This window comes from Actinomyces sp. oral taxon 175 str. F0384, from assembly GCF_000223355.1.
GTDB classification, from domain to species: Bacteria; Actinomycetota; Actinomycetes; order Actinomycetales; family Actinomycetaceae; genus Actinomyces; species Actinomyces oris.
Genome location: NZ_AFUR01000001.1, coordinates 260,882 through 285,138 on the forward strand (window position 1 = coordinate 260,882; position 24,257 = coordinate 285,138).

The following is a 24,257-nucleotide window of genomic DNA, read 5'->3' on the forward strand; positions in this document are numbered from 1 at the left end:
TCTGCCTCTGTCGTTGGGCAGACGGGCTTCAGTATTCTTCGACTGGGGCGCACAAAGTAGCCGGCAGAAAATGTCTTGATGTACCTTCTGGGTGCTTTCTGACGTTTTCTTTAACCAATACCACTATCTGCTAGAGACGTCTTAATGCACCTTCTGTTGTGAGGTGCTTTCTGATGAGGGATGGCCATGCAGACCAACGACGTTATCGAGTAGTCTTAATGCACCTTCTGGTGCTGGGTGCTTTCTGACAGCTTTTTAGCTCAGAGGCTCGTCTCAAAGAGCGTCTTAATGCACCTTCTGGTGCTGGGGGCTTTCTGACAAACACTTCTTTGGTTGTGATGAGGCTGAGAACTGAAGTCTTAATGCACCTTCTGGTGCTGGGTGCTTTCTGACGCTACAGCGTCGCTGATCTTTACTATTCGGCCCAACAAGTCCTAATGCACCTTGCGGTGCGGGGTGCTTTCTGACCTGTCGGAGGACATCGGGACCGTCGCACTGTTCGCGTCTTAATGCACCTTCTGGTGCTAGGTGCTTTCTGACCGAGAGCTACGTCGAGGCCGCTCGCATCAACCCTGCCCTAATGCACCTTCTGGTGCTGGGTGCTTTCTGACACCTCACGATCTTCAATGAAGGAGGTGGGCGCAATGCGTCTTAATGCACCTTCTGGTGCTGGGTGCTTTCTGACATCTATACAGGGTATGGGTTTGGCAGCCTAGCAGAGAGTCTTAATGCACCTTCTGGTGCTGGGTGCTTTCTGACTGACCAGGATGCTGGGGCGCGAGCCGGACCGGAGAGTCTTAATGCACCTTCTGGTGCTGGGTGCTTTCTGACCCACCACACAGCCCGCCAATCACCACGCCTGATTGTCTTAATGTACCTTCTGGTGCTGGGTGCTTTCTGACTCGTCGAGTCATTCAGGTGGATGACGTACACAGAGAACGTCTTAATGCACCGTCTGGTGCTGGGTGCTTTCTGACGGTTCCATAGACTCCATGTGTATACCCAGGAGCAAATGTCTTAATGCACCGTCTGGTGCTGGGTGCTTTCTGACCCCTGCTTCTGGGAGTGGCGTCGTTGCGCCACTTCCAAGGGCTGGAGCGCCACCGGCTCCGCAAGCACCCCGCGGGACCGGCCAGCACAGCCCCTATTTAACCACCTTTCGGCGTCCTGACGCCAAGCGCCACCGACACCCCCTCAGGCGCCTCCAGCCACCAACTTCCGACGACGTCAAGCCAAAAGGTCGACGTTCCGGACTGTGGCTGTGGACACAACCTACTGCGGTGGAGATGGAGCCGGGCTCTGGACTCGACGTCAGGAGCGTTTCCCACGTCGAGCCGCCTGTCCGTCCAGCTCGTTAAGGAGATGAAGATGGACTGTAAGTTCCGTCAATAGGCTTTCTGGTGCTGGGTGCTTTCTGACGGAAGAGTCAAGTAGCAACACAGCTACTGGCTAAGGTCTTAATGCACCTTCTGATGCTGGGTGCTTTCTGACACTATCTCAGTGTTGGCGAGGGAAGCCTGGCAACCGTCTTAATGCACCTTCTGGTGCTGGGTGCTTTCTGACGTGGGGACATGGAGCCCCCGCACCCAAAGAAATCAAGTCTTAATGCACCTTCTGGTGCTGGGTGCTTTCTGACCTCCCACAAACGCCGAGCCGGAGGCGACCACAATGGTCTTAATGCACCTTCTGGTGCTGGGTGCTTTCTGACGGTGTTCCCACGCGAGTGTCTGCCAGCACCTTCAGGTCTTAATGCACCTTCTGGTGCTGGGTGCTTTCTGACAAGGAGAGAACAATGAGTGACACTCAGGAGTTCATGTCTTAATGCACCTTCTGGTGCTGGGTGCTTTCTGACCCCTGCCTCTCGGAGTGGCGTCGTTGCGCCGTTTCCAGGGGCTGGAGCGCCACCGGCTCCGCAAGCACTCCGCGGAATCGGCTAGCACCGCCCCTATTTAACCACTTTTCGGCGTCCTGACGCCAAGCGCCACCGACGCCCCCTCGGGCGCCTCCAGCCACCAACTTCCGGCGACGTCAAGCCAAAAGGTCGACCTTCCGACCTGTGACTGCGGCCACAACCTACTGTGGTGGAGATGGAGCCGGGCCCTGGACTTGGCGTCAGGAGCGTTTCCCACGCCGAGCCACCCGGCCGCCGACCTTGTCAACGAGCAGCCAGATCCCACCGCCGATGAGGAGTGACCCGAAAAGGCCGAAGCCAAGAATCCAGCCCCATCCTGCGTCCCAGCCACCGATATGCTGGTGGCGGACCGCGATACCCTTGGCGGCCTCCCAGTTGGACCAGATCTCTAGGAACACGCTCAGCGGCAGGCCGATGAAGGTCAGAACCGCCAAGGCGATCTCCATGACCCGTGTGGAGCGGGCGCGCTCCTCCTCGGCCTTCTGGTCGGCGCGGCCGATACGCATCAGCACGTTCTCGCGGAGCCTGTGCGCCTGATCCCTGGCTTCCTCAACCAGTAGAGGAATCCGGTAGGTGTCCAGCAGGTAGGTCAGGAAGGCGTCGAGCTGCCTGTCGGCGTCGGTCATCATGGTCCACTGCTCGGAGACGACGAACCCGACCGCCTCCGAGTCGAGCTCGATGACACGATCCACCTCATCCGCGGCACGCGGCTGAACGTCTGCCAGACGAGCCATGAGCGAGGACGCCCGGTAACGCTGAAGCAGCATGAGCAGAATCGCCTCAATGAAACGCCCCTCAACCTGGGCCAACGGGAAGAACCCTCCCTGCTGAACCTGACAGAAGGAGCACCCATGGGACCCTGCGTAGGCCACCCAAGTCTGCGACAGCCGGTGGAGCTGCTGAGCACGCTGCTCGAAGAGCCCATCCTGGAAGGTCTCGTCGGTGCGTCGAGGAAGATGCCCCCACCGCCACGAACTGACGATGATGCGTTCCCTCGTCATGCCCGATCCGGGATCGGTGACGGACTGCCTGAGCCCCCGGAACTGCCTGTCCGCGGCCCTCTCCTGCTCAGTGCGCACGTCAGAGTCGTCCAGCTCGAAGCCCTCTCCCCGCTCCGAGGCGACGACGTCGTACGGTACGTAGGTGATCGTGTAGGGGTCGACATCCTCATGACCGTTCACGTCAGTGGCGCCGAAGCCGTGGCCGACCTCGTCCAGGCCGTGTCCGGACAGGAGAGAGAGGACTCGACTCACCTCGTAGACGAGTTCCTTCCTCCCCTTCGGTTCCTGAGTGAGGTTACGGACCCAGGAGAACGCCTGAGGGCTCGACGGGTCACGCAGAACCAGGTGCACGGCGATAAGCGCCTTCGTTACCGTCTCCCGGGCTGGGAGGCTGTCGCAGGAGCCTGCGGAGGAGCCGGAGGGGGTGCTCACGGTCTCGACTCTGAGAACGTCCCACGCGAAGGCCCGGAAAGGCGCGGTGCCGTGGCTGGTCCGGTTCTTCTCGCTGACGAATACGGGCGAGAGCTCCTCGTAGACGTAGTGACCGCGGTGCTCAGCGGAGAGCATCCGTTTTCTCACCGGCTCGCGCAACCGGCGAGATGCCCCGTCGAAAACGGTCCGGCCCACTCCTCCCGTGATCGGTACCGGGCCCGGGGCGAAGAGAGGTTGCCACTGCTCCCACTGTCCGGGCAGCTCCCACGGTACGACGACGATGAGGCGCAAGGTGTTGTCATCCTCGGCATCGATCTCTATGAGGTCCGTCGGCGTGCGCTCATCAATCTGACTCATCGGGCCTGCCTCCGACTCGACTCTAAGGGTTGTGAAGAGCCTCCTCGGTAGGAGGCGAGCCGACGTGCCGCGATGACACGCCCCTGCGCGTCGCGGACGAGGTCGTCGGGCCAGACAAGATCAGCCCGCTCAGCGAAGTGCTCGGCAAGTGTACGGCTCGTGATGTACACCGTGCCCGGCCGGGGAGCGGGCAGAGGAGGATCGACGCCGTGAAGCACCGCGCCCACAACGAGGGGCACGGCATGAGCTGCCGTCGGTGAATCCTTGGGGCGTGAGGGATCGACGACGTGAAGCGTCTCCAACCGACCCTCGGACAGGACAAGACGCGGCACCATCCCGGATGCGGGGATGCGCAGTTGTTTCCCCGCACCGAGGTCGAGGACGACGTCATGCGGCGTGAGATTGACGAGGCGCTGCGGATGATCGCAGGAGCACTGTGGGTCGGTGCCGGTCACGGCTTCTCCCCGTAGCCGGTCTTCCCCAGCTCCTCCACCTGGTTTCGAAGTGAATGAAAACGATGGCCCCAGTCCCCAGCCCTTGCCCCGTGCTTACTCCCCACTGCGGCAATCGCCCGCCGTAGAAGAACTGGGTAGGTGTACCGGTTTCCGTCCGAAAAGTTTTGAAGAGAGAGTTCAGTCGCAACCTCAAGAGTGTTCCTGCCATGATTGATGGGAATCTTGTTGCGTACCCGAATAAGCAGGCGAAGAAGGCTTTCTGGGGGCTCGGACTCGAACTGCTTCAACTTCTTCCTGTAATCGCTTCCCTGATCGAACCCTGGAGATGCGCAGGCGAGTGCAACAGGGGCCTTGAACTGGGGGCCCCGATGCCTTTCGTCAGGCGTCCTCAGCAACTCACCCACGATGGTGATGAGCCGCGCCTGCGCGTCCGAAGGAACTGTGTCCACCAAGTCCGCCACTGCGTTCATGGCGCCCAAGACGGTGCTGGAGGCGCCGTCAAGATCGTTTGTGTTCACCGCCTCAATGAGTCGGTCCGCTAGCGTGGTGGCTTCGTTGGAAAGTACCTGCATCGCTGGGTCGCCCAAGGAGAGTAGCCGGCTGGCGGATAGCAGGTCGAAACGGTTGAGGCAGTATGTGGTTGCTTCCAGGAGTGCCTGGCGAACGTCGCGGTCAAGGCCCAGCTGGTGAAACTGAACGGATTCCTTCGACTCGCCTGACCCGGCGTCCTTGCTGTTGACCATTGACAAGAGGAATACGGGAACTCCGTGCTTCGCTCCGAAGGCCTGAGCCGCATGGAGCAAACTGATGGCGGCCGCCTTCTCTCCCAGGACTGTCACGGCAACGGCGCGAGGCTGGGCTGTGCGTTCCTCAAGCCAGTGCTCCGCGGCCCTGCTCAGCTCCTCCATCGTTGAAGATATGGTCTCCGAAGAGACTCCGGGTTGAGTGACCGACTCTCCGTAGTTGTGGACTTTGCTGGAGGCCTCGTCCAGAGTCCAAGGTGAGTATGAGGTCGGGTACCCTCCGCGCTTTACCTCCTTCAGCACTCGTTCCCCCTCGCTGAGACTCGAGCTGGAGCACGCAATGAAGGCGCTCAGCGTCAGGGGCCCGTGAACGGCACATGCTTGCCGTACGGAATCACTCGGTTCCGATGTGAGAAGGGAGGCGATAACAGGCTTTCGCCTTTTTCTGTCAGATGTGTCCGCGCCGGAGGTGAGGGGGGTGTCGTGGGCTACTCTTCCCTGTGCGGTCAGCAGGCATACGTCACCGGACGGCACTGACAACCATTCCGGAGGCTCCCCGACCGCCTGCTCTATCCTCTTCTGGAGGTTGTTGGAGGTGAGGCTCCTCAATGGTGACTTAAGGTTGTGCGTTGCATACTTTCCCAAGTCGTTCAGATCGCCTTGAGCTGCCAGCCAGGATTCCGGCTCCTCCAGGGGGTGATCGTTTTCCTTTCGTTTGAGTTTTCCGATAATCTTTCCCAGCTCGCCTTTAAGGTTGGAGTCCTTGAGTTTCTGGGAGCCGTTGCGATACTGGTGTTTGTCTCGAAGATGTTTATAATTTGCAACCACCCAGGATCGTAGCGTCATCGCGGCGGCAAGGTCGCCGCGGGCGACATCTGCTTGAAGAACCTGAGCGAAGTCCTCGACCGATGGCTCCGAATCCAGCTCGCCCATGACCCGACGAACCGCGTCGGCGGCCTTCCTCACCTCCGCGTCGATGCGATCGGATCGTTCGTAGATATCATCCAGAACCGTCGGCAGCCCGAGGCCCATGAGCCAGCCCCGCAACGGATCGGCGTCGACCGACATCGGGATCAGGGGGAGATCCTGACCGCCCGATCCTTCCTCGACGCGGTCGACGAGCACGAGTGACCACTCATCCTGATGAGTGGCTGCGGCAACTCCGGCCGCCTCGGCGAGAACTGCGGTAGCCCCTCCCGCCACGGCTAGCAGGACGTGCCCGTCGTGCGCGCCGATCCTCCGCTCCAACAGCTCGATGCTCTCGCGGCTCACCGCCAGACTCGGCAGGATGCAGGCGTCGTGGATGATGATCTCGCTTGTCCCAGCGAGATCGGCCGCATCGAAGGATGCGATTCTCAACGCATGGACGAGCGTGCGTGCGAGCCCGTCGGTCGGCGTGTCTCCGCCTTCCACCCCGATGACGAGTACCTCGGTGGTTTCGTCGGTGCCCGTAGCCGCCGAGAGCTGAGAGACTGCTTTGAGCTCTTTTCGCAAGGCGCTTCCCGAGTGGGGTGAATGCGCGGCGTCCGTGTTTTCGTGACTCGGAGTCCGAGTGAAAGAGAGGTCGAAGAGACGCCGTGCGGCCTCATGGGGCGTCATGCAGTTTTGGAGTTCTTCTGCTCTTAATGGGCCAATCTTGTCTGGGTCTTCAAAGGGAGATGGTGCGCCGATATCGGCATGGCCTGCGATGTGAACAAGCAGCATGATTGACTCTTCTCCTTTGAATGGTGCGGGCGCACCCTTGAGGTGCTGGCAATGAGGCTCGCATCAGCATGCTCTGCTGCAGCCTGACTGCTTACTCGGCGGGCTGGTAGCGGGGTGGGTGCCCGTCTCGTAACAGTGCCACACCGGCGGTGGGTCCGCAGAGTTTCTACGGGTATAGAGTTTGGGTCGCATTGCCGAGATGGCGAGGAAAACTGTTAAATGTAGACCTGTATGACTCTCTTTGTCAAGGGCGTCATTGTTCTGCTCGAACGCTCGCCATGCCAACCGGGTGTCTGGTAATACTGTTCCGGGACGCAGAGCCGCGCCACCGTCCGAACGGAGTTGACGATGCACCTTGTCATGCTTGAAACCAACGGGAATCAGCGCTTCATCTTCTCCTCGCCGCGGCTGCGGGACAGCGTCGGAGCGTCCTCCCTGCTGACCAAGCTTGAGCAATGGACTGCGCAGGAGCTTCTCGCTACGGGCGCGGCCGCAGCTTGGTGCGCGGCTCGCGGACTGCCCTACGGCCGGGAACCGCACGAGTCCCAGTGGGTCTCCACGTCCTCCGGCAAAGTCATGTTCCTGGTGGATTCGGCCCAACAGGCCAAGGACGTCATCGGCGCCGTGACGCGCAAGGCCCTCGCTGAGGCGCCGGGCATGGACGTCTCCGGCGTCTTCATCCCTCTGCCAGCGCCGTCGAACCCGCAAGAGTCTGACACCGCCTACGTCACCGAGAGCGCACTCAAGGAGATCCACGCGGAAGCAGCCCGCTACGCCCTCCAACGCCCGCCCGCTGAGGCGCGCTTCTCCCAGCTGCCCTTCCTCGCCCGCGCCAAGGACTCCTCCCTGCCCGCCTCCCCGCCGCTGGCCACCCGGGACGAGGCCAAGGACGATCGCCAGGATGCGCTGTCGCTGGCCTCGCGTGTCCGGCGCTACCAGGCGTACCGGGCACGGCTTGATCTCCTGGACACGGGGGTCAAGCGCAGTTCCGACCTCTCAGACAAACAAGCACTGCTCACCCGAGACCCGACGATGCTGGCCAAGAAGCTCCATCAAGTTTTCGTTGAGGGCATCGAGCCGGTGGGTGATGAGGGCAGGCCTGAGCCTGAGGAGAGTATCTCGCGGGGAGCAGAGGAGCTCCGTCCGCTTGAGCACGCCATCCAGTCCAACCCGGATGCCAGCAGCACCGCCAGCCCGGACACCGACTCCGGCGACTACACCTTCCTGTCCAAGGTCGCCGTCATCCACATCGACGGCAACGGCGTCGGCGGCATCATGAAGGATCTCGAGTCCTCGATGGACCGTGTCGCCCCAGGCGTGTTCAAAGCCGAGGTCGGCTGCGACCGCGACGACCCCGACGCGTTGCGGCGCTTCCTTCGGGCGGTTAACGAGCGCCTGCAAAACGCAGTCGAGCACGCCTTCGCCGCAGCATGGACGCGAATCGACGAGCTGTCCGAACATGATGACGACCGGGCCGGGCGGGGGCACACTGTCATCCCGGTCGTCCCGGTGATTCTCGGTGGCGACGACGTCACCGTCATCACCAGCGGCGACTACGCTCTCCCCTTCGCCGCCGCCTACCTCCGCTACTACGAGGAGGCCACCGGCAACGACCCGATCCTGCGCTACCTCACCCCGCCCGAGGGGCAGGACACCGGCCCCATGACCGCCGCTGCCGGCGTCGCCATCGTCAAACGCAACTTCCCCTTCCACATCGCCTACGAGCTGGCCGAGAAACTGGTCGATCGCGCCAAGAAAGTCGGCAAGACGGCGTGCCCGCCGTGCTCAACACTCGACTACCACGTCCTGTTCGACACCACGGTACTCGACCCCGATGAGGCCATACGCGGCTACGAGCGCTTCACCACCCGTCCCTTCCGCCTGCTCAACGACGACACGCCATCGACCCCGTGTACCTGCAACGCCGGCTCCAGAACCGCCGACTCCGGCGACGGCGAGCACAGCACATCCGCCGACTCCTCGCCGAACGACCTTCGCCACGAGCCCTGGGAAGCGACCTGCCAGCGCGTCGCCCGGTTCAAAGGCGTGCCCCTCGGCAGCACCGACGAGAGCCGGAACGAGACCGACCTCGAACCGTTCCCACGTACCCGGGCGGCGCGCATCCGCGGGCTGCTGTCCGCCGCGGTGCGGGAACGAGCCGCTCATCGTGGCGACGACGCGACGGACGTCCCGACCGCTGAGGGCGCGGACCGCGAGACTCCGGGCTCCGAGGCGTCTGACAACAAGGAGGCCTGGGTTCCGCCGTCGCTCGTCAGTGCCTGGAACGAATGGGAGGCGGCGCGCAAGGAGGTCGGCACCTGGATCGACACCGAGCTGGGCGGCCTGGGCGCCGTGTTCGACCTCCTGGAACTCTCCGACCTCCTCCCGCCCTCCTTCTTCGAGCTCCCCCTCTCCAGCCTGGCGGAGCCCCCCAACACAGCATCGGAGGCCACCGAATGAGCCCTTCATCCCCGACCTCCTTCCCCCTGTCGGTCACCTTCCACTCCGACTGGGGCGTCACCACCGGAACCGGTGTCGCCGGCGGCGTGGACTCCGTCGTCGAGAAGGACGAGCGCGGCCTGCCGATCGTGCGCGCGACCGTGCTCGCCGGCGTCGTGCGGGAGCAGTCGCTCCTCGCGGCCCAGGCACTTGACGACGGCTCCGGCCGCTCCTGGCGCGCCTTCGCCTCCGCCCTGTTCGGCTCCGACCTGGCGCCGCGACTCGTCACCTTCTCCGACGCCAGGCTCATCGACCCACCGGACGACCCCACCGACCTCATCCACGAGGTCGTCTCCCTGTCCATCGACGAGAAGACCGGCACAGCGCGCGAGGACTTCCTGAGGATCTTCGAACGCACCGGCGCCTGCCGGCTGCGCGGCGAGGTCACCTTGTCCGACGTCGACAGGGACGGACGCCCCCTGACCTGGAGCGACGAGCAGCGCGACGCCGCCGAGCTCCTCCTGGCCCTCTCGGGCTTGCTGGTGCGCGCAATCGGCTCGAACCGGGCGGCCGGCGACGGCGTCTGCGACGTCCTCATCCACGCCGACCACGAGCCCGGCGACACCCGGGCCGTCAAGGACTGGTGCCGCACACAGCTGGGCAGGTGGAAGGGACGCGGCGCCCCGCAGGTCCCCGCGGCGGACGCTGCCGCTGCGGCGCCCCCGGTCCTTCAGGCGAGCCGTGCATCCACCGCCGCCGGCGCCTTCCACGAGGCGACCCTGACGATCGACCTGCGAACCCCGGTGGTCTCCTACGAGGTCCCCATGTCCAACGAGATCCGCTCCCTGGACTTCCTGCGTGGCACCGTGCTGCTGCCCTGGGTGCACCGGCTTATCACGCGCACCGTCGCCCAAGCCCCCGGCGCATCGGAGGCCCTCGTCCGGGAGGTCCGCGACGCCGTCGTCAACGGGGAGCTGCTCGTCTCCGACGGCGTCGTCTCCTACCAGGGGGAGCGCGGGCTGGCGATGCCCCTGGTGTTCTCCAGCCCCAAGGTCGGCCAAGGAGCCACAAGCCAGGAGCTCAAGACGGCTGAGGGCGAGGGCGACGAGGAGACGTGCGTCTGCAACCGGATGCGAGCCGAGGAGCCCGAGCACGAGGTCCACAAGCCGCTGCGCAACGGATACGTCTTCCCGACCGTCGGCGCGAAGGGCGCCCCGGCGCTCATCGGGCGGCAGTCCACGGCGCACGACGCCGCCACCGGGGCGGCCAGGGACGGTCAGCTCTACCTGGTGCGGGCGCTCCCTGCGGGCCTGAGCCTCCAGGCGACGGTGACGGTCTCGACCCGCCTGTACCAGCGGATCGGTGAGCAGCTGGAGGCCCTCGCCGGCACCGGGCACCGGGCCCGCCTCGGGGCGCGTCGCCTCAGCGGCACCTTCGGGGAGACCGAGTGCACGCTCTCGGCCTTCGCACCGAGCCCGGCGCCCCAGGTGGTCGACGCCGAGGACACGACGATCTGGTTCACCTCCGACGTGCTGGCCCGCTCAGCCCGGCTTGGCCCGGGCGGGAGTCTGACCGACCTGCTCGCCGCCTTCGAGCGGGCCGGTGCCCCCATCGAGCTCGCCGAGGCGGACGGGACTCGCTTCAACGCCGGGGTCAGGCACCGGCGCGTGGACTCCTGGTCCGCGGCGAGCCACCAGCCCCGGGCCACCCGCATGGCCATCCAGGCCGGCTCGGTCCTCAAGGTGAGAACCACCGTCCCGGAGAAGCTGGCCGCCCTGGCGGCCGTCGGCATCGGGGAACTGCGGGCGCAGGGCTTCGGGCGGTTCGTTGTCGGGCATCCCCTGCTGGAGAAGGAGACGTTCACACTGAGGAGCCTTCACGGGGAGGACCTCGCACCAACCGCTGATGGTGCTGCGGCATCGGAGGAGGCTCAGCGATGAGAGTGACCCGCTATGAGCTCACCGTCCACCTGGTGACGGACGCGCCCCTCCACTCGGGAGGCGTCGACGAGGTGGTCGACCGCAGCCGTGACCCAGAGGATAGGACCACCGTCGCCCGGCGATTCGCGCGCGACGGTCGCGGCCGGCCGGTCCTCACCGGGCGCTCCGTCAAGGGCGCCCTGAGAGCGGCCTGCCAGCGATTCCTTGAGGAGCACGGCGGCGCCGTCGGACCGACCGAACGCGAGCTGCGGCAGCTCTGGGGGGATGACGGAACGCGCGGGGCCGGTTCAGCGGCGCCGCTGCGGGCCTCGGCGATCACCGTGCACACGGTCGAGCTGCCCACCGAGGGCTATGAAGGGGATGAGGAGCACAAGGTCATGCTCCCGACCCGGATGGGCAACGCCATCGACCGGTACTGGGGCTCAGCCGGCGATACCGCGCTGTTCGAGCACGAGTACCTGCCCCGCGGCAAGGAACTCGCCCTGACCATCACCGCGGAGGCCGGGCTGCCCGACGGCGTCGAGGTGCCTCAGGGCGATGTCGCCCCGCCCGGGCCGGAGCAGGTCGAGAAGCTCTTCGCGCTCATCATCGGGCTCATCAAGGACGGCAGGGTCGCCTTCGGCGGCCGGCAGAACGCCGGGTGGGGGAGAGTCGCGCTCAGCGACTCGGAGAAGGCCTGGACCCTCACCAAGGCCGAACCGGGCAGCCGGGCAGGACTGGAGGAGTGGCTCTCCGGGGCCGGCGGGCGCTCGGTCGACGTCGCCCCCGTGGACTGCGGGGGCGGCGGTCGGATGCGGATCGAGATCACCTGGGATAGCCCCACCGGGATCCTCGTGGCCGAGCCCCAGAAAGACGGTCCCGGGGAGGGAGCCGACGCCGGGGCCGCAGACGGATCGCTGGAGGGCGCGGACTCTGAGGAGACGAAGCCGGCGCGTCCCCTGCGCGCCGGCCCGGAGGAGACCGACCCGATCGTGCTGCCCGGAAGCTCCGTCCGCGGCGCGCTGCGGACCCGGGCGACGCGGATCGCCCGCACCATCCTGCTGGCGAAGAAGGACCCGAGCACGGGGGCCGACTGGTCGGGCGCCGGCGTCCACGAGCAGCTGGCGCAGGATCCGAGCCTGGTGCGGGACCTGTTCGGGTCGACGACGCACCGCGGTGCGCTGACGGTCCTCGACACGCTCACAGCCGAGGATGGTCCAAGCCGCAAGGTCACGCACAATGCCGGCGACCGGTGGACCGGCGGCGTCGCGGATGGGTTGCTCTACAGCGAGGAGGTCTATGACTCCACCTGGAACAGCGTCGTCCTGGAGCTCGACCTCGACCGGCTTCTGACCAACGCGAAGGCGGGCCTGGAGGAACCGGATGGGCAGGAGGGCAGCCGGGGCGAGGACCGCAGCCGCGCCGCCTTCTGCCTCCTGGGGCTGGTGCTCGCCGAGCTGGCCGCCGGGACGCTCCCGCTGGGGAGCCGCGGCACCCGGGGCATGGGGCAGGTCGAGGTCAAGGCCATGGCCGTGACCGGCGGTAAGGGCCTGGGGATCGAGGACTGGGCACTCAAGGCGGAGGACGGTGCTGGCGAGTCGCTTCCTCGGCTGATTCTGAAGGGGCTCAGAGACGTGAGCTCCGGGATCGAGAGGAATCCGAGAGCCGGAGCCGGCTGGGAGGGATGGTCCTCCTACCTGGTGAGCAGCAGCGAGAGGCCGCTTGAGGATAAGGAGGAGCGGGATGCCTGAGAAGACGTGGGAGCCGGAGCCGTTGCGAGAGGCGGTCTGGAAGGACATGCCCGGCGCGGGAGCGGAGCAGCCCGGGGGCGCTGGGCTTCAACGGGTTCTTGAACGCGCCGAGGACCTGGGAGGCGAGATGAACGGCGTGGCCTACACGACCAGCGGCGCCTACTCGGTGAGAAGGGCGGGGGCTTCCGGCCTCACCACCCTGATCGAGAAGGATGGCCAGACCGGTTCCCGGGAGCAGGAGATCGACCTGGACACGGTCTTCGAGCTGCGCCTGTGGCGGGTGATGGGCAAGAAGACCGACGACGGCGGCAGTGTCGCCGGCGAGGATGGCGTCCTGGCCCATGAGCTGCGGTGGCTCAACGGCAGTGGGGCCGCAGAGATCGTGGTCGGCGCGTCCCGCGAGGGTCTCCCGGGCGGCAGCGACTGCTGGGTTCGGGACAACAGCTACCTCCAGCACGGAGAGAAAGGCGACGTCATGGACAGCATCGAGGTCTTCACCGTGGAGGAGACGTACGGAAACACCGTATTCTCCGACGAGCTCATGACCGGAAGGTGGGGCTGATATGACCGCGTTCCAACCGTTCCACTCCGCTGTCAACCGGATTCCGGTGCCGAGAGAACAAGCTCAGAAAAAAGGTTACTCCTCCGACCTCTTCGAGGATGATGTCGCGCCTGCCCATGATCATCTTGCCGCTGAGAGATGGACAGGATCAGTTGATCTGAAAATCACCGTTAAGACACCTCTTGTGTTTGGTGAACAGAGTGCTGAGCCCTCATCGAGCCGTGAGGTCAATAAGCAAGGTAGGCCATGCGTCTCTCTTCCTGTTGACGTAAACGGAAAAGTGATAGTTCCGCCAACAATGATCAAAGGGATGATATCTCGCGCATTTGAGACGCTAACCTGCTCCCGCTTCAGGGTGTTTGCCGGACATGATGAGCCCCTTACGTACCGCGTCGATCTCGCACAGGCCAACGGCCTCTTCCCGGGCGTCGTATATTATGATGATGAGATCCAGGGGTGGGCGGTCGAAATTCTGAATGGAACTGGAACCAAGAACGAGAGTGCCTTGCTGAGAGATTCGGCGCGGGAGGGAGTTGGAAGAGTCTATCTTGAAGAGCATTTTGAGATTAAGCCGAGAAATGGAGGAAAGTACCCCGATGAAGATCAGGTCTTATCGGAGTTCAGAAGGAGGACTCCGCATGGCCAGTGGACTCGCGCCATTGTGACGAAATGGAGGGGTAAATCGGGGCCGGTTACCCTGGTGACTCACCTCTGGAATGAGAGGCGAAAGCAATTTGAGCGTTTCTTTGAACCGCCAAAAGGTGTAGGGTCTGCCAATAAAATAGAGGTGTATGGTTTCCCGTGCAGGACCGCCCCTCCCGGAAAATATGCTAGAGACCTGTATCAAGACAAAAAGTATGAGCGATTCTTCTTCAAGGCACAGAGAACTAAAGATGATTTGATAGTCCGGGGTACCGCACTGGAGTTACCCTCCGATGTCATCGAAAAGTATGTGAATGTGATTCGTTCGTATATCGAGATGGGCGGGCAGGAAAAGGGTCGCCATCTACTGAATCGTGCCGCATCCTGCGTTGATCGCGACAAAGTTGGTGAACTGTCAGAGAACGACCTAGTGTTTGCGGTCCTCGATCGAAAAGAACTGGAAAGCACGAACGGAGAGGTTGCTCGCAATGTTGAGGTGAAAGCCATACTGCCTACGATGGTGGGTAGGCGCGCATATGAATGCTCGCCCACTGAACTGGCAGCGCAACAAGGTGTGCTTCCTGTTGGCAGCAAGGATCGTGCATCTGCGGCAGACAGGGTGTTTGGATATGTTGTTCCCAGCCCTGAGTTGGGCGCCGTCGGAGGGGATGTTGCGTCGCGTGGGCGCATCAGTATAAGTGCGGTAGATTCGTCCAATGCCGTCGTCAGCAGGGACAGGAGAGATCTTCCTCCTCTGCTTTCTCCTAAGGTATCGTCAGCTCGTCGTTTCCTTACGGACAGTTCGGGGAAGACTCCGCTTACCTCCTCCGGTGGCCCTCTGAGGCGCGGTGATTACTTTAGAGAAGGGCAGTACTTGGGTTCTGCCTGCTATCCGGTTCATCGGAACCAGTTGGGTAAGAACGAATTTCCTAAAGGTAATCAAGAGGAACTGGGTGCGAAAGACGGGGAGTCTAGTAACGATGCGGTTCGGCTGGCGGTGAAGTCCTGGATTAAGGCGGGAAGTGATTTCAAGTGCACTCTTCGCTACCAGAATCTTTCCCGAGATGAGCTCGCCGCATTGCTGTGGGTGCTTACCCCTGAGAACCTCGTTCCTGAGGAAGAGCGAGATTCCAGTAGCAGTAAAGTTGGATACTTGCGCATGGGCCTCGGCAAACCTTACGGTCTGGGCGTTGTTGAGGTTCGCATTGTGGGACACTCCCTGAAGGCTAGATCTGGTGCAGATCTGGCGAATGATTATGTGTTACTAGAGAGTTGTGACGGACTTGATCGTCAGGATACTTCTCCGGTTGACTTCTCGCTCCCGAAGGAAGACCTCCTGATGAAGGAACCTTGGGTTCGTGCTATGCAACGTTCCGCCTACGGTTATGCGGGTAGGCGTGAAGTTCGTTACATGACTCTAGATGAAAACAGGGCGAATAACTTGACTGATGCTCGGACTAGTGAGCCAAAGCGAGGGAGGGGGATTTCGCCAAGAGAGCTGTTTGGGGAAGATGCGGGAGTGCCTTTGACCATTCAAGACCCGGATAGAAATGACAAAAAGAACAACCGCAACGGGGGACGGCAGCATCGTGGAGGGCGCCAAGGCGGCCATCACGGCAACACTCATCACCACGGCCGGCGGCACTGATCGTCGCACAAGATACGGGCGTTGTCGCCGGGCGGGGTGCGTTGGTGAGCTGCGCGTACTCGGCGTGCCGCCGGCTCACCACACCCCTCGGTACAGCCCGGCGTCGTCGAGCGCGGGCGCGGTCCCGTGGACCTCGCTGCGCGCCAGGCAGGAGTCGCACAGCGGGTAGAGGTGGATGACGTCGTCGGCCTGGTTGATGATCTCGGTGACTTGCCGGCGCACCTCGTCGAGCTCGGCGGGCTCCAGCCGCAGCTGGAAGACGGATTCCTGGAGCCGGTAGCCCCAGCCCTCCAGCGCGGCCGCCAGGCGGGCCCGCCGCGTATCGGAGGCGATGTCGTAGGCGAGGATGACGATCATCGCCATGACGCGCCGGTCCACTCGTAGCCGGGTTCGGTGATGGCCCTCCCGAGGAGCTGGGCACCATGGTGGATGTGGCGGCGCCAGGTGCCCGAGAAGCCGGGCATGGCGCCCTTGACCTGCCGCTGGAGCGTCGCCTCGTACCCGTCGACGAGCGTCTTCTTGTTCTTGCTGTTCAGCCACACGCCCTCGCCGTCGGGAGAGGTGGTGGCGTGCTCCGGGCGGAGTCGCTTCGAGCGCAGCAGGGACAGGACGGTGCGGTCCACCAGGAGCGGCCGGAACTCCTCCATGAGGTCCAGGGAGAGGCTGGGGCGCTTGTCGGTGGAGGCGTGCAGCACCCCGAGCGAGGGCTCGAGCCCGACAGCCAGCAGGGCTCCCGTGCACTCGGCCAGCAGGATCGCGTAGGCGTAGGAGAGGGCGGCGTTGGCCAGGTCCTTGGGCGGACGGCGGCTGCGGCCGTCGAAGGCGACGTCCGGTGGGACCAGCCCGGACAGGCAGCCGAAGTATGCCGTTGAGGCGGCGCCCTCCAGCCCCATGAGCTCGTCGACGTCCGCGGCCTGCTTGGCGTCGTCGGCCAGCTGCCGAATGGTGGTGCAAGGCGTCTCGACGCCGCTTCCCCGGCTGCGCCGGCCGGTGCGGTGCAGCACGGAGACCTGGTGGCGCATCTTGGCCCGCACGATGGCGCGCGCCAGTGGGAGGCGGGCATCGTCGTCGGTGGCGAAGGACGCCTGGGTCAGGAGCCGGCGGACGCTGGCCGTCGAGCGGGGGCCGGCGAGCTGGCCCAGGTAGCCACTGTGGCGGGAGAGGAAGATGACGTCGATGTCGTTGTACAGCGCCCAGGACCGGGCTCCGGATGAGAGCCCGACGGCGCCGGTGAGGACTATCCGGCTGACGGCCCGGCGGGGGATGGAGACCTGCGGCAGGCCGTCGGCGCCGTCGACGATGAGACGGTTCTGGCTGACGTGGACGCGGGCGCTGTCGCGGCCGACGTAGACCACCTGGTCCGGGTCGGGGCGGCCCTTGATGTCGTGGCGGGGGTCGACGGGCGGGAAGCTGCGGGAGAAGTCCGTCCCCAGGTAGCAGAAGCCCTCATCGAAGCTGGTCATGGCGGTTTTCTTCTGGTTGAGTCGGAGTCCTCTGGGCGTCAGAAGGGAGTCGAGGAGCTCGAGGGCCTCCAGCAGGTCGGGTTCATGGGGGCTGCCGATGACGATGTCATCGGCGAAGCGGGCATAGCCGTAGCCCGCGTCGCCCATGGCCCGGTCGACGTCGGTCAGGGCCAGGTTGGCCAGGAGCGGGGACAGGCAGGAGCCCTGGGCGATGCCTCGGTTGCGGGTACGCCGCTCGCCCCTGGCGCGCCGAGGCCGGGCAATGAGCCGGATGAGGTCGATGGTGCGCGGGCAGCAGGCAATGGGGGAGAGGGCGGCCAGGGCGTCCTCGATGTTGAGGTTGGAGAAGTAGTCCTCGATGTCGGTGCGCAGGACGTAGCATTAGCCTGCGTCCCGCAGCCTGGCGAGGTGGTCGACGGCGTCGTCGGTGCCGACACCCGTCCGGTAGGCGAAGGAGCATGGGGACATGGCGAGATCGGCCCTGTGGGTGATCGTGTTGACGACCGCGCGCTCGACGACCCGGTCCCGGATCGAGGGGATGTGCAGGATGCGGACCTCCCCAGAGGTGCCCTTAGGGATGCCGAAGCTCAGGAGCGGGTCGGGCTCGTAGGTTCCTGATCGCAGGAACTCGGAGAGCTCGGTGAGGAACTCATCGAGATGCTCGGCGAACTCCTTGGTCTTCTTTTGCAGAATGCCGTCGGAGGCGTCCTTGGCGAGGACCATGCGCCAGCCGTCCTCCAGGCCCTCGCGGGAGCTGATGCGCTCGAACGGGGTGCCGGTGCCCGACTCGGACAACGTAAACCCGGCTGCGTGCTGGAGCGGGTGAATGTCCTCCCCGAGGTACTGGCCCGGTTTCGCGCAATCGGAACGGCGACGACGACGGTGCGGGCGGGATGGGGGTGGCGGTGTCGTTGACGATGGTGGTGGTAATGGCGGGTCTGGACGCATCATTGCGGCCTTTCAAGGGCGGGAACGTGAAGAGGCTCTGAGGACAGGATATCGAAATATGTGGTGGTGAAGTATGGAGGTTGGTGATCTGTGGTGGCCCGGACATATAGCCATGTGCAAATTTTAATGCACCTTGTGGTGCTGAGTGCTTTCTGGCGAGAGAAGGCACTTGGTCTACAAGTGCTCTAGAAGTGTCTTAATGCACCTTCTGGTGCTGAGTGCTTTCTGACCTGCGCTGGGCTGTCCATGGCCCCGGGCTGGGTCCCGTCTTAATGCACCTTCTGGTGCTGGGTGCTTTCTGACTCATGGCCTTCAAGAAAGCAAGACACTACCCCAAGCCGTCTTAATGCACCTTCTGGTGCTGGGTGCTTTCTGGTCGGCCCTCACCCTGGCCGGCTGCTCGGCCGCCGAAACGTCTTAATGCGCCTTGTGGTGCTGAGTGCTTTCTGACAGGGAACTGTCAAGATCAGCCCGCTGATCGTCGGCACGTCTTAATGCACCTTCGGATGCTGAGTGCTTTCTGGCCAGGTTCTATGCGCTCGCCGAGGAGGTGGGGGAGGTGTCTTAATTCACCTTGTGGTGGTGGGTGCTTTCTGACAGAGGAGGAGAGCGATGTTCATCGACTGCAGCGAGTGGTCTTAATGCACGTTGTGGTGCTGGGTGCTTTCTGACTTGCTGCTTCTTTTTTGCAAGCAGCAGCAGAACGTGGGTCTTAATGCACCTTCTGGTGCTGGGTGCTTTCTGACCTGTCCCTTGAGGACGGGCACTGTGAAGGTGATAGGTCTTAATGCACCTTGTGGTGCTGGGTGCTTTCTGACTCGAAGGACACGCCTGGTGGAGGATGTCCATGAAGGACGTCTTAATGCACCTTGTGGTGCTGGGTGCTTTCTGGCGGTTGTGTACTCACCAGGAGAGGTATATATGTCAACGTCTTAATGCACCTTCTGGTGCTGGGGCTGTCTGCCTAGTAATAGACGAAGGCATTGCAGAACTTGATCTCATGTCTTAATGCACCTTCTGGTGCTGGGTGCTTTCTGACAGGAGATCCCATGTTATCGAAGCGACATGGGCTAGCGTCTTAATGCACCTTGTGGTGCTGGGTGCTTTCTGACGCTCGAGATGTTCTCTTTCTGCATCGAGGACATGAAGTCTTAATGCACCTTCTGGTGCTGGGTACTTTCTGATATCACAACAACGGAGCGGCGACAACGTGCCAGCTGGTCTTAATGCGCCTTCTGGTGCTGGGGGCCTTCTGCCTACGAGGCCATTGACGGGGCTGAGAGCGGCCTCTGTCTTAATGCACCTTCTGGTGCTGGGTGCCTTCTGCCCCCTGCCTCTGGGAGGGGTGTCGTTGCGCCACTTCCGGGGGCTGGAGCGCCACCGGCTCCGCAGACACCCCGCGGGGCCGGACGGCAGCGCCCCTATTTAACCACTTTTCGGCGTCCTGACGCCAAGCGCCACCGACGCCACCTCAGGCACCTTCAGCCACCAGCTTCCGACGACGTCAAGCCAAAAGATCGACGTTCCCGCCTGTGACTGCGGGCACATCCTGGTGTGGTGGTGGAGGAGTCGAGCCCGTGCGACATCGGGAGCGCTTCCTCCGCCGAGCCGTCTGGCCGCTCAGCTCGTAAACGAGATGAGGGTGGACTGTAAGTCCCGTCAATAGGCCTCCTGGTGCTGGGTGCCTTCTGGCCTCCGGCAGTGTGGAGCATTGGCTGGAGAGTGTGAAGTCTTAATGCACCTTCTGGTGCTGGGTGCTTTCTGACGGGGACAGCATTTGGCACTCACGAGCTGCCTTGGCTCGGTCTTAATGCACCTTCTGATGCTGGGTGCTTTCTGACGCTTCGTGATGCCCTGCAACCAACTCGCCGACGAGTCCTAATGCACCTTCTGGTGCTGGGTGCTTTCTGACGAGATTCTTGCTCTGTGGTCTAGTGCTGTACGAAAGTGTCTTAATGCACCTTCTGGTGCTGGGTGCTTTCTGACCCACCATGTTGCGTATAGGCGTCCTGGAGATGCCGGTCTTAATGCACCTTGTGGTGCTGGGTGCTTTCTGACCAGGTTATGTCTGTGCCTGCGGCCGACCAAACGGGTCTTAATGCACCTTGTGGTGCTGGGTGCTTTCTGACCCCTGCCTCTGGGAGGGGCGTCGTTGCGCCACTTCCGGGGCTGGAGCGCCACCGGCTCCGCAAGCACCCCGCGGGACCGGCCAGCACTGCCCCCATTTAACCACCTTTCGGCGTCCTGACGCCAAGCGCCACCGACACCCCCTCAGGCCATTCCAGCCACCAACTTCCAACGACGTCAAGCCAGAAGGTCGACGTTCCTAGCCGTGACTGTCGACACATTGTGCTTCCGTGGCCCGTCCGGCGCGCCGCCGGCTCTCGCCCTCTCCGCCTCCTCCTGGCCCTCGATGCTGAAGAACGTCGACCTCTCGAACTCCCCATACAGGCCGCCTCCCCTCCGGTAGTGTCGCCAGAAGTAAGGGGTAGACGGCCATGTCCGCCACTCATCACGCCGCAAAGGAGCCCCGTCGAGTGCCCGCCACCGTATTCGTCCGCTTCGATGCGCCCGGCCCGGTCGAGGCCACACCCCGCCGCCTTCACGCCGCCTGGGGCAGAGTCCTCGATCTCCCCGAAGGAGTCAGCCCCGAGCGCGCCGCCCGCCTGCCCGCCCTCGCCCACCGCCCACCCCACGATCAGCCCGGCCCCAAGCCCTACTGCCTGGGCGACATGACTCAGACCCCGGACGGCCTCGGCGTCGAGCTGCGATTCCTCGACGACCGCCTCCTGGACACGCTCGACGCCTGGCTCGCCTGGGGTGGCGTCCTGCCCATCGGCGACGGCGGCCAGGCCACCACTATGCTCGCCGCCGTCGAGGCCCAGGTCCTCGAACAGGCCGACTGGGAGGACCTCGCCGCCCAGACCGCGTCCACCGCCTGGGACATCCGCCTGCTCACCCCCACCGTCTTCACCTCCCGCGGCCACCACGTCCCCGAGGTCACCGCCGCCTCCCTGGCCACCAGCCTCCACGCGCGCTGGCGCCACTGGTGCCGCCCCCTGGCCCCCGAGCTCCCTGAGCGCGAGCGCCTCACCTCCGTCCTCATCACCCAGGACCGCACCCGCCGCACCGTCATCGGCCTGGGCATGCCGCGTGCCGACCGCCGCGGACGCCTCTCCAGCCGCCGTATCCCCGCCAGCGTCGGCACCCTGCGCATCAGCGCCCCCGCCGCCGGCCCCATCACCGCCGTCTTCTCCCAGCTCATGGCCCTGGCCCGCTACACGAGCGTCGGCTCCCACAGCGCCTACGGGATGGGCGTCATCGACGTCGTCGCGGACACACCATAAGGGCCGCGGACTCACCCCTGGGCCGCAGTCCTCGGGCCCTATGGTGCGTCCTCGCGGCCAGGCAGCCTCCAATCGGCCCACTCGGCCGGATCTTCCCGGCCACGCCCGGCGCGAACGTGAGCAAGCGCAATGGGACCTTTGCCGTGCTATCCGCTAACGTCTGAGGAATCAGTATGTTGAAGGGACCTACCGCACGATGAAAGATTCTGGGCGCGAGCCCGGCCGCAAGGACTCGGGGAAGCCGGGCAAGGCCGGTAAGAACGACCGCAGCAAGCGCGACCGCAAGCTCCGCGACACCCTGGGCAACCCGTTCCTGTGGTTGGTGCCCTTCCTCCTGGTTGTCATCCTCGGCTGGGCCGTCTTCTCCTCGATGTTCGGCTACCGCACCATCGACACCTCCGACGGCCTGACGCTCCTGCGGGACAAGCCGGACACGATCAAGTCGATCACCGTCGTCGACGGCAATCAGCGCGTCGAGCTGGACCTCACCACCACCTACGTCCAGCCCAAGAAGAAGGGCATCGAGTCGCGCCCGGTGGGCAAGAAGGTCGAGTTCTCCTACACCGACGCCCAGGCCGAGCAGGTCGACCGCCTCGTGCAGGCCGCCGCCCCCAAGGAGGGCTTCAACTCCGTGGTGCCCACCACCAGCTGGTGGTCCTCCCTCATCCAGCTGCTCGTGCCGGCCCTGCTGCTGGGCGGCTTCATGTGGTGGATGCTGAGCCGCATGGGCGGCGGGCGCGGCGGCGCCATGGGCTTCGGCCGCTCCAAGGCGAAAGTCGGTTCCAAGGAGATGCCCGACGTCACCTTCGCCGACGTCGCCGGCGAGGACGAGGCCGTCGAGGAGCTCGAGGAGATCCGCGAGTTCCTCTCCGAGCCTGAGAAGTTCCGCGCCGTCGGCGCCAAGATCCCCAAGGGCGTCCTCCTCTACGGCCCGCCCGGAACCGGTAAGACCCTCCTGGCCAAGGCCGTCGCCGGCGAGGCCGGTGTGCCCTTCTTCTCCATGGCCGCCTCCGAGTTCGTCGAGATGTTCGTCGGCGTGGGCGCCTCGCGCGTGCGCGACCTGTTCGACCAAGCCAAGGAGAACGCCCCCGCCATCATTTTCGTCGACGAGATCGACGCCGTCGGCCGCCACCGCGGCTCCGGAACCGGTGGCGGGCACGACGAGCGCGAGCAGACCCTCAACCAGCTCCTCGTCGAGATGGACGGCTTCGACGCCAACACCAACGTCATCCTCATCGCCGCCACCAACCGCCCCGACGTCCTGGACCCGGCCCTCCTGCGCCCGGGCCGCTTCGACCGGCAGGTCAGCGTCGAGGCCCCCGACATGGCCGGGCGCGCCGCCATCCTCAAGGTCCACGCCCAGGGCAAGCCCCTCAACGACGACGTCGACCTCGAGCTCGTGGCCAAGCGGACCCCCGGCTTCACGGGCGCGGACCTGGCCAACGTCCTCAACGAGGCCGCCCTGCTCACCGCCCGCTCCAACGCCCACCTCATCGACAACCGGGCCCTGGACGAGGCCATCGACCGCGTCATCGCCGGCCCGCAGAAGCGCACCCGCGTCATGCGTGACCACGAGAAGCGCGTCACCGCCTACCACGAGGCCGGTCACGCCCTGTGCGCCGCCGCCGGCGCCTACTCCGACCCGGTCACCAAGGTGACGATCCTGCCGCGCGGGCGCGCCCTGGGCTACACGCAGGTCATGCCCCAGGACGACAAGTACTCCACCACCCGCAACGAGCTGCTCGACCAGCTCGTCTACGCCATGGGCGGGCGGGCCGCCGAGGAGATCATCTTCCGCGACCCCACCACCGGCGCCTCCAACGACATCGAGAAGGCCACCGCCACGGCCCGCAAGATGGTCACCGACTACGGCATGACCAGCGCGGTGGGCGCCGTCAAGCTCGGCACCACCGAGAGCGAGACGGTCCTGGGGCTCAACGCCACCAGCCGCGACTTCTCCGAGCAGGTCGCCGCCACCGTCGACACCGAGGTCCGCAACCTGCTGGACACCGCCCACCGGGAGGCCTGGGAGATCCTCACCCGCAACCGCGCCGTGCTCGACCAGCTGGCCGAGGAGCTCCTCACCCGCGAGACGCTCCTGGAGAAGGACCTGGAGAGGATCTTCGAGGGCGTCATCAAGCAGCCCGAGCGGCCCCTGTGGCGCAGCGACGAGTCGCTGCCCGTCGTCGAGGCCGCCTCCGCCCCTGGCGGTGAGTCCGACGACTCCCACAACAGCGACGACTTCTGGGGCTACAACCATTGAGCCGGCCCGGGCCCCGGCGGGCCCGGCAGGCACAGAGAGACAGAGGCTGACCATGAGCTATGACGCCGAGGGCGTGCGGCGGGCGGTGCACGACCTGCTCGTCGCCATCGGGGAGGACCCCGAGCGCGACGGGCTGCGTGACACCCCCGAGCGCATGGCGCGCGCCTACGCGGAGATGTTCGCCGGCCTCGACCAGGACCCGGCCGAGCACGTCGAGCGGGTCTTCGACGTCGGGCACGAGGAGATGGTCCTCGTACGCGACATCCCCATGTACTCGGTGTGCGAGCACCACCTGCTGCCCTTCCACGGGTCGGCGCACGTGGGCTACATCCCCAGCGAGGACGGGCGCGTCACCGGCCTGTCCAAGGTGGCGCGCCTCGTGGACGGCTACGCCCGGCGCCCCCAGGTCCAGGAGCGGCTCACCCGGCAGATCGCCGACGCCCTCGTCGAGCGCCTCCAGTGCCGGGGGGTGCTGGTGGTCGTTGAGGCCGAGCACCTGTGCATGTCGATGAGGGGCGTGCGCAAGCCCGGCTCCAACACGGTCACCTCCGCGGTGCGCGGCATCATGCGCAACGCCGCCACCCGCTCCGAGGCCATGAGTCTGGTCCTGGGTCAGCGGTCCTGAGTGCCGGCTGACGGCCACGAGATCTCGACACCGGAGACGGCCGGTG

At 64.6% G+C, this 24,257-nt stretch carries 13 protein-coding genes and 3 CRISPR repeat arrays; of the genes, 8 read left to right on the forward strand and 5 right to left on the reverse strand.

The features are described 5' to 3' along the window. Positions 1 to 66 precede the first annotated feature (66 nt). Positions 67 to 1,051: direct repeats of the CRISPR family, unit length 37 nt; unit sequence GTCTTAATGCACCTTCTGGTGCTGGGTGCTTTCTGAC. A gap of 331 nt (positions 1,052 to 1,382) precedes the next feature. Then, positions 1,383 to 1,852: a CRISPR direct-repeat array (repeat unit 37 nt; unit sequence GTCTTAATGCACCTTCTGGTGCTGGGTGCTTTCTGAC). 260 nt (positions 1,853 to 2,112) lie between these two features. Beyond that, complete coding sequence (locus HMPREF9058_RS01020) at positions 2,113 to 3,702, reverse strand: hypothetical protein (RefSeq protein ID WP_009405566.1); 1,590 nt, start codon at positions 3,700 to 3,702, stop codon at positions 2,113 to 2,115. A gap of 451 nt (positions 3,703 to 4,153) precedes the next feature. Continuing rightward, on the reverse strand, positions 4,154 to 6,604 hold the full coding sequence (locus HMPREF9058_RS01025) for a hypothetical protein (RefSeq protein ID WP_009406007.1): 2,451 nt from the start codon (positions 6,602 to 6,604) through the stop codon (positions 4,154 to 4,156). A gap of 360 nt (positions 6,605 to 6,964) precedes the next feature. On the opposite strand from HMPREF9058_RS01025, the gene HMPREF9058_RS01030 reads away from it, so the two are divergent. From HMPREF9058_RS01030 to HMPREF9058_RS13300, 5 genes are read left to right on the forward strand one after another with little or no spacing between them, the layout of a single operon-like run. Next, a complete protein-coding gene (locus HMPREF9058_RS01030; protein ID WP_254654020.1) occupies positions 6,965 to 9,064 on the forward strand; it encodes a hypothetical protein in 2,100 nt (699 codons plus the stop codon). Beyond that, positions 9,061 to 10,983 carry an RAMP superfamily CRISPR-associated protein gene (locus HMPREF9058_RS01035; RefSeq protein WP_009406291.1) on the forward strand — a complete coding sequence of 641 codons (1,923 nt, stop codon included), beginning with the start codon at positions 9,061 to 9,063 and terminating at the stop codon, positions 10,981 to 10,983. Before HMPREF9058_RS01030 ends, HMPREF9058_RS01035 begins: the two co-directional genes overlap by 4 nt. Beyond that, on the forward strand, positions 10,980 to 12,713 hold the full coding sequence (locus HMPREF9058_RS01040) for an RAMP superfamily CRISPR-associated protein (RefSeq protein ID WP_009405788.1): 1,734 nt from the start codon (positions 10,980 to 10,982) through the stop codon (positions 12,711 to 12,713). Before HMPREF9058_RS01035 ends, HMPREF9058_RS01040 begins: the two co-directional genes overlap by 4 nt. Beyond that, on the forward strand, positions 12,706 to 13,275 hold the full coding sequence (locus HMPREF9058_RS01045; protein WP_009747226.1) for a hypothetical protein: 570 nt from the start codon (positions 12,706 to 12,708) through the stop codon (positions 13,273 to 13,275). Before HMPREF9058_RS01040 ends, HMPREF9058_RS01045 begins: the two co-directional genes overlap by 8 nt. Before the next feature lies 1 nt (position 13,276). Next, a complete protein-coding gene (locus HMPREF9058_RS13300) occupies positions 13,277 to 15,565 on the forward strand; it encodes a CRISPR-associated protein (protein ID WP_009405717.1) in 2,289 nt (762 codons plus the stop codon). Positions 15,566 to 15,640: 75 nt separating this feature from the next. Here the strand turns inward: HMPREF9058_RS13300 and cas2 are convergent, their stop codons facing one another. Genes cas2 through HMPREF9058_RS01060 form a run of 3 tightly spaced genes read right to left on the reverse strand, consistent with a single transcriptional unit; the run spans position 15,641 to position 17,823 of the window. After that, entirely contained in the window at positions 15,641 to 15,928 is a 288-nt protein-coding gene (gene cas2 / locus HMPREF9058_RS01050) for a CRISPR-associated endonuclease Cas2 (protein ID WP_009747600.1), read from the reverse strand. Further along, a complete protein-coding gene (gene cas1, locus HMPREF9058_RS01055) occupies positions 15,919 to 17,400 on the reverse strand; it encodes a CRISPR-associated endonuclease Cas1 (protein WP_302621219.1) in 1,482 nt (493 codons plus the stop codon). Before cas1 ends, cas2 begins: the two co-directional genes overlap by 10 nt. A 9-nt stretch (positions 17,401 to 17,409) precedes the next feature. After that, a complete protein-coding gene (locus HMPREF9058_RS01060; RefSeq protein ID WP_009747450.1) occupies positions 17,410 to 17,823 on the reverse strand; it encodes an RNA-directed DNA polymerase in 414 nt (137 codons plus the stop codon). 1,809 nt (positions 17,824 to 19,632) lie between these two features. Then, a CRISPR array of direct repeats spans positions 19,633 to 20,105; the repeat unit is 37 nt; unit sequence GTCTTAATGCACCTTCTGGTGCTGGGTGCTTTCTGAC. Positions 20,106 to 20,513: 408 nt separating this feature from the next. On the opposite strand from HMPREF9058_RS01060, the gene cas6 reads away from it, so the two are divergent. The 3 genes from cas6 (at position 20,514) to folE (ending at position 24,211) form a co-directional block, all read left to right on the forward strand. Then, positions 20,514 to 21,323 carry a CRISPR system precrRNA processing endoribonuclease RAMP protein Cas6 gene (cas6, locus tag HMPREF9058_RS13940; protein WP_009406000.1) on the forward strand — a complete coding sequence of 270 codons (810 nt, stop codon included), beginning with the start codon at positions 20,514 to 20,516 and terminating at the stop codon, positions 21,321 to 21,323. A gap of 196 nt (positions 21,324 to 21,519) precedes the next feature. Continuing rightward, positions 21,520 to 23,586 (forward strand): ATP-dependent zinc metalloprotease FtsH, encoded by a 2,067-nt coding sequence (gene ftsH, locus HMPREF9058_RS01070; RefSeq protein ID WP_009406200.1) that lies wholly within the window; start codon positions 21,520 to 21,522, stop codon positions 23,584 to 23,586. Positions 23,587 to 23,638: 52 nt separating this feature from the next. Beyond that, complete coding sequence (gene folE / locus HMPREF9058_RS01075) at positions 23,639 to 24,211, forward strand: GTP cyclohydrolase I FolE (RefSeq protein ID WP_009747619.1); 573 nt, start codon at positions 23,639 to 23,641, stop codon at positions 24,209 to 24,211. The last annotated feature ends 46 nt before the right edge of the window (positions 24,212 to 24,257 follow it).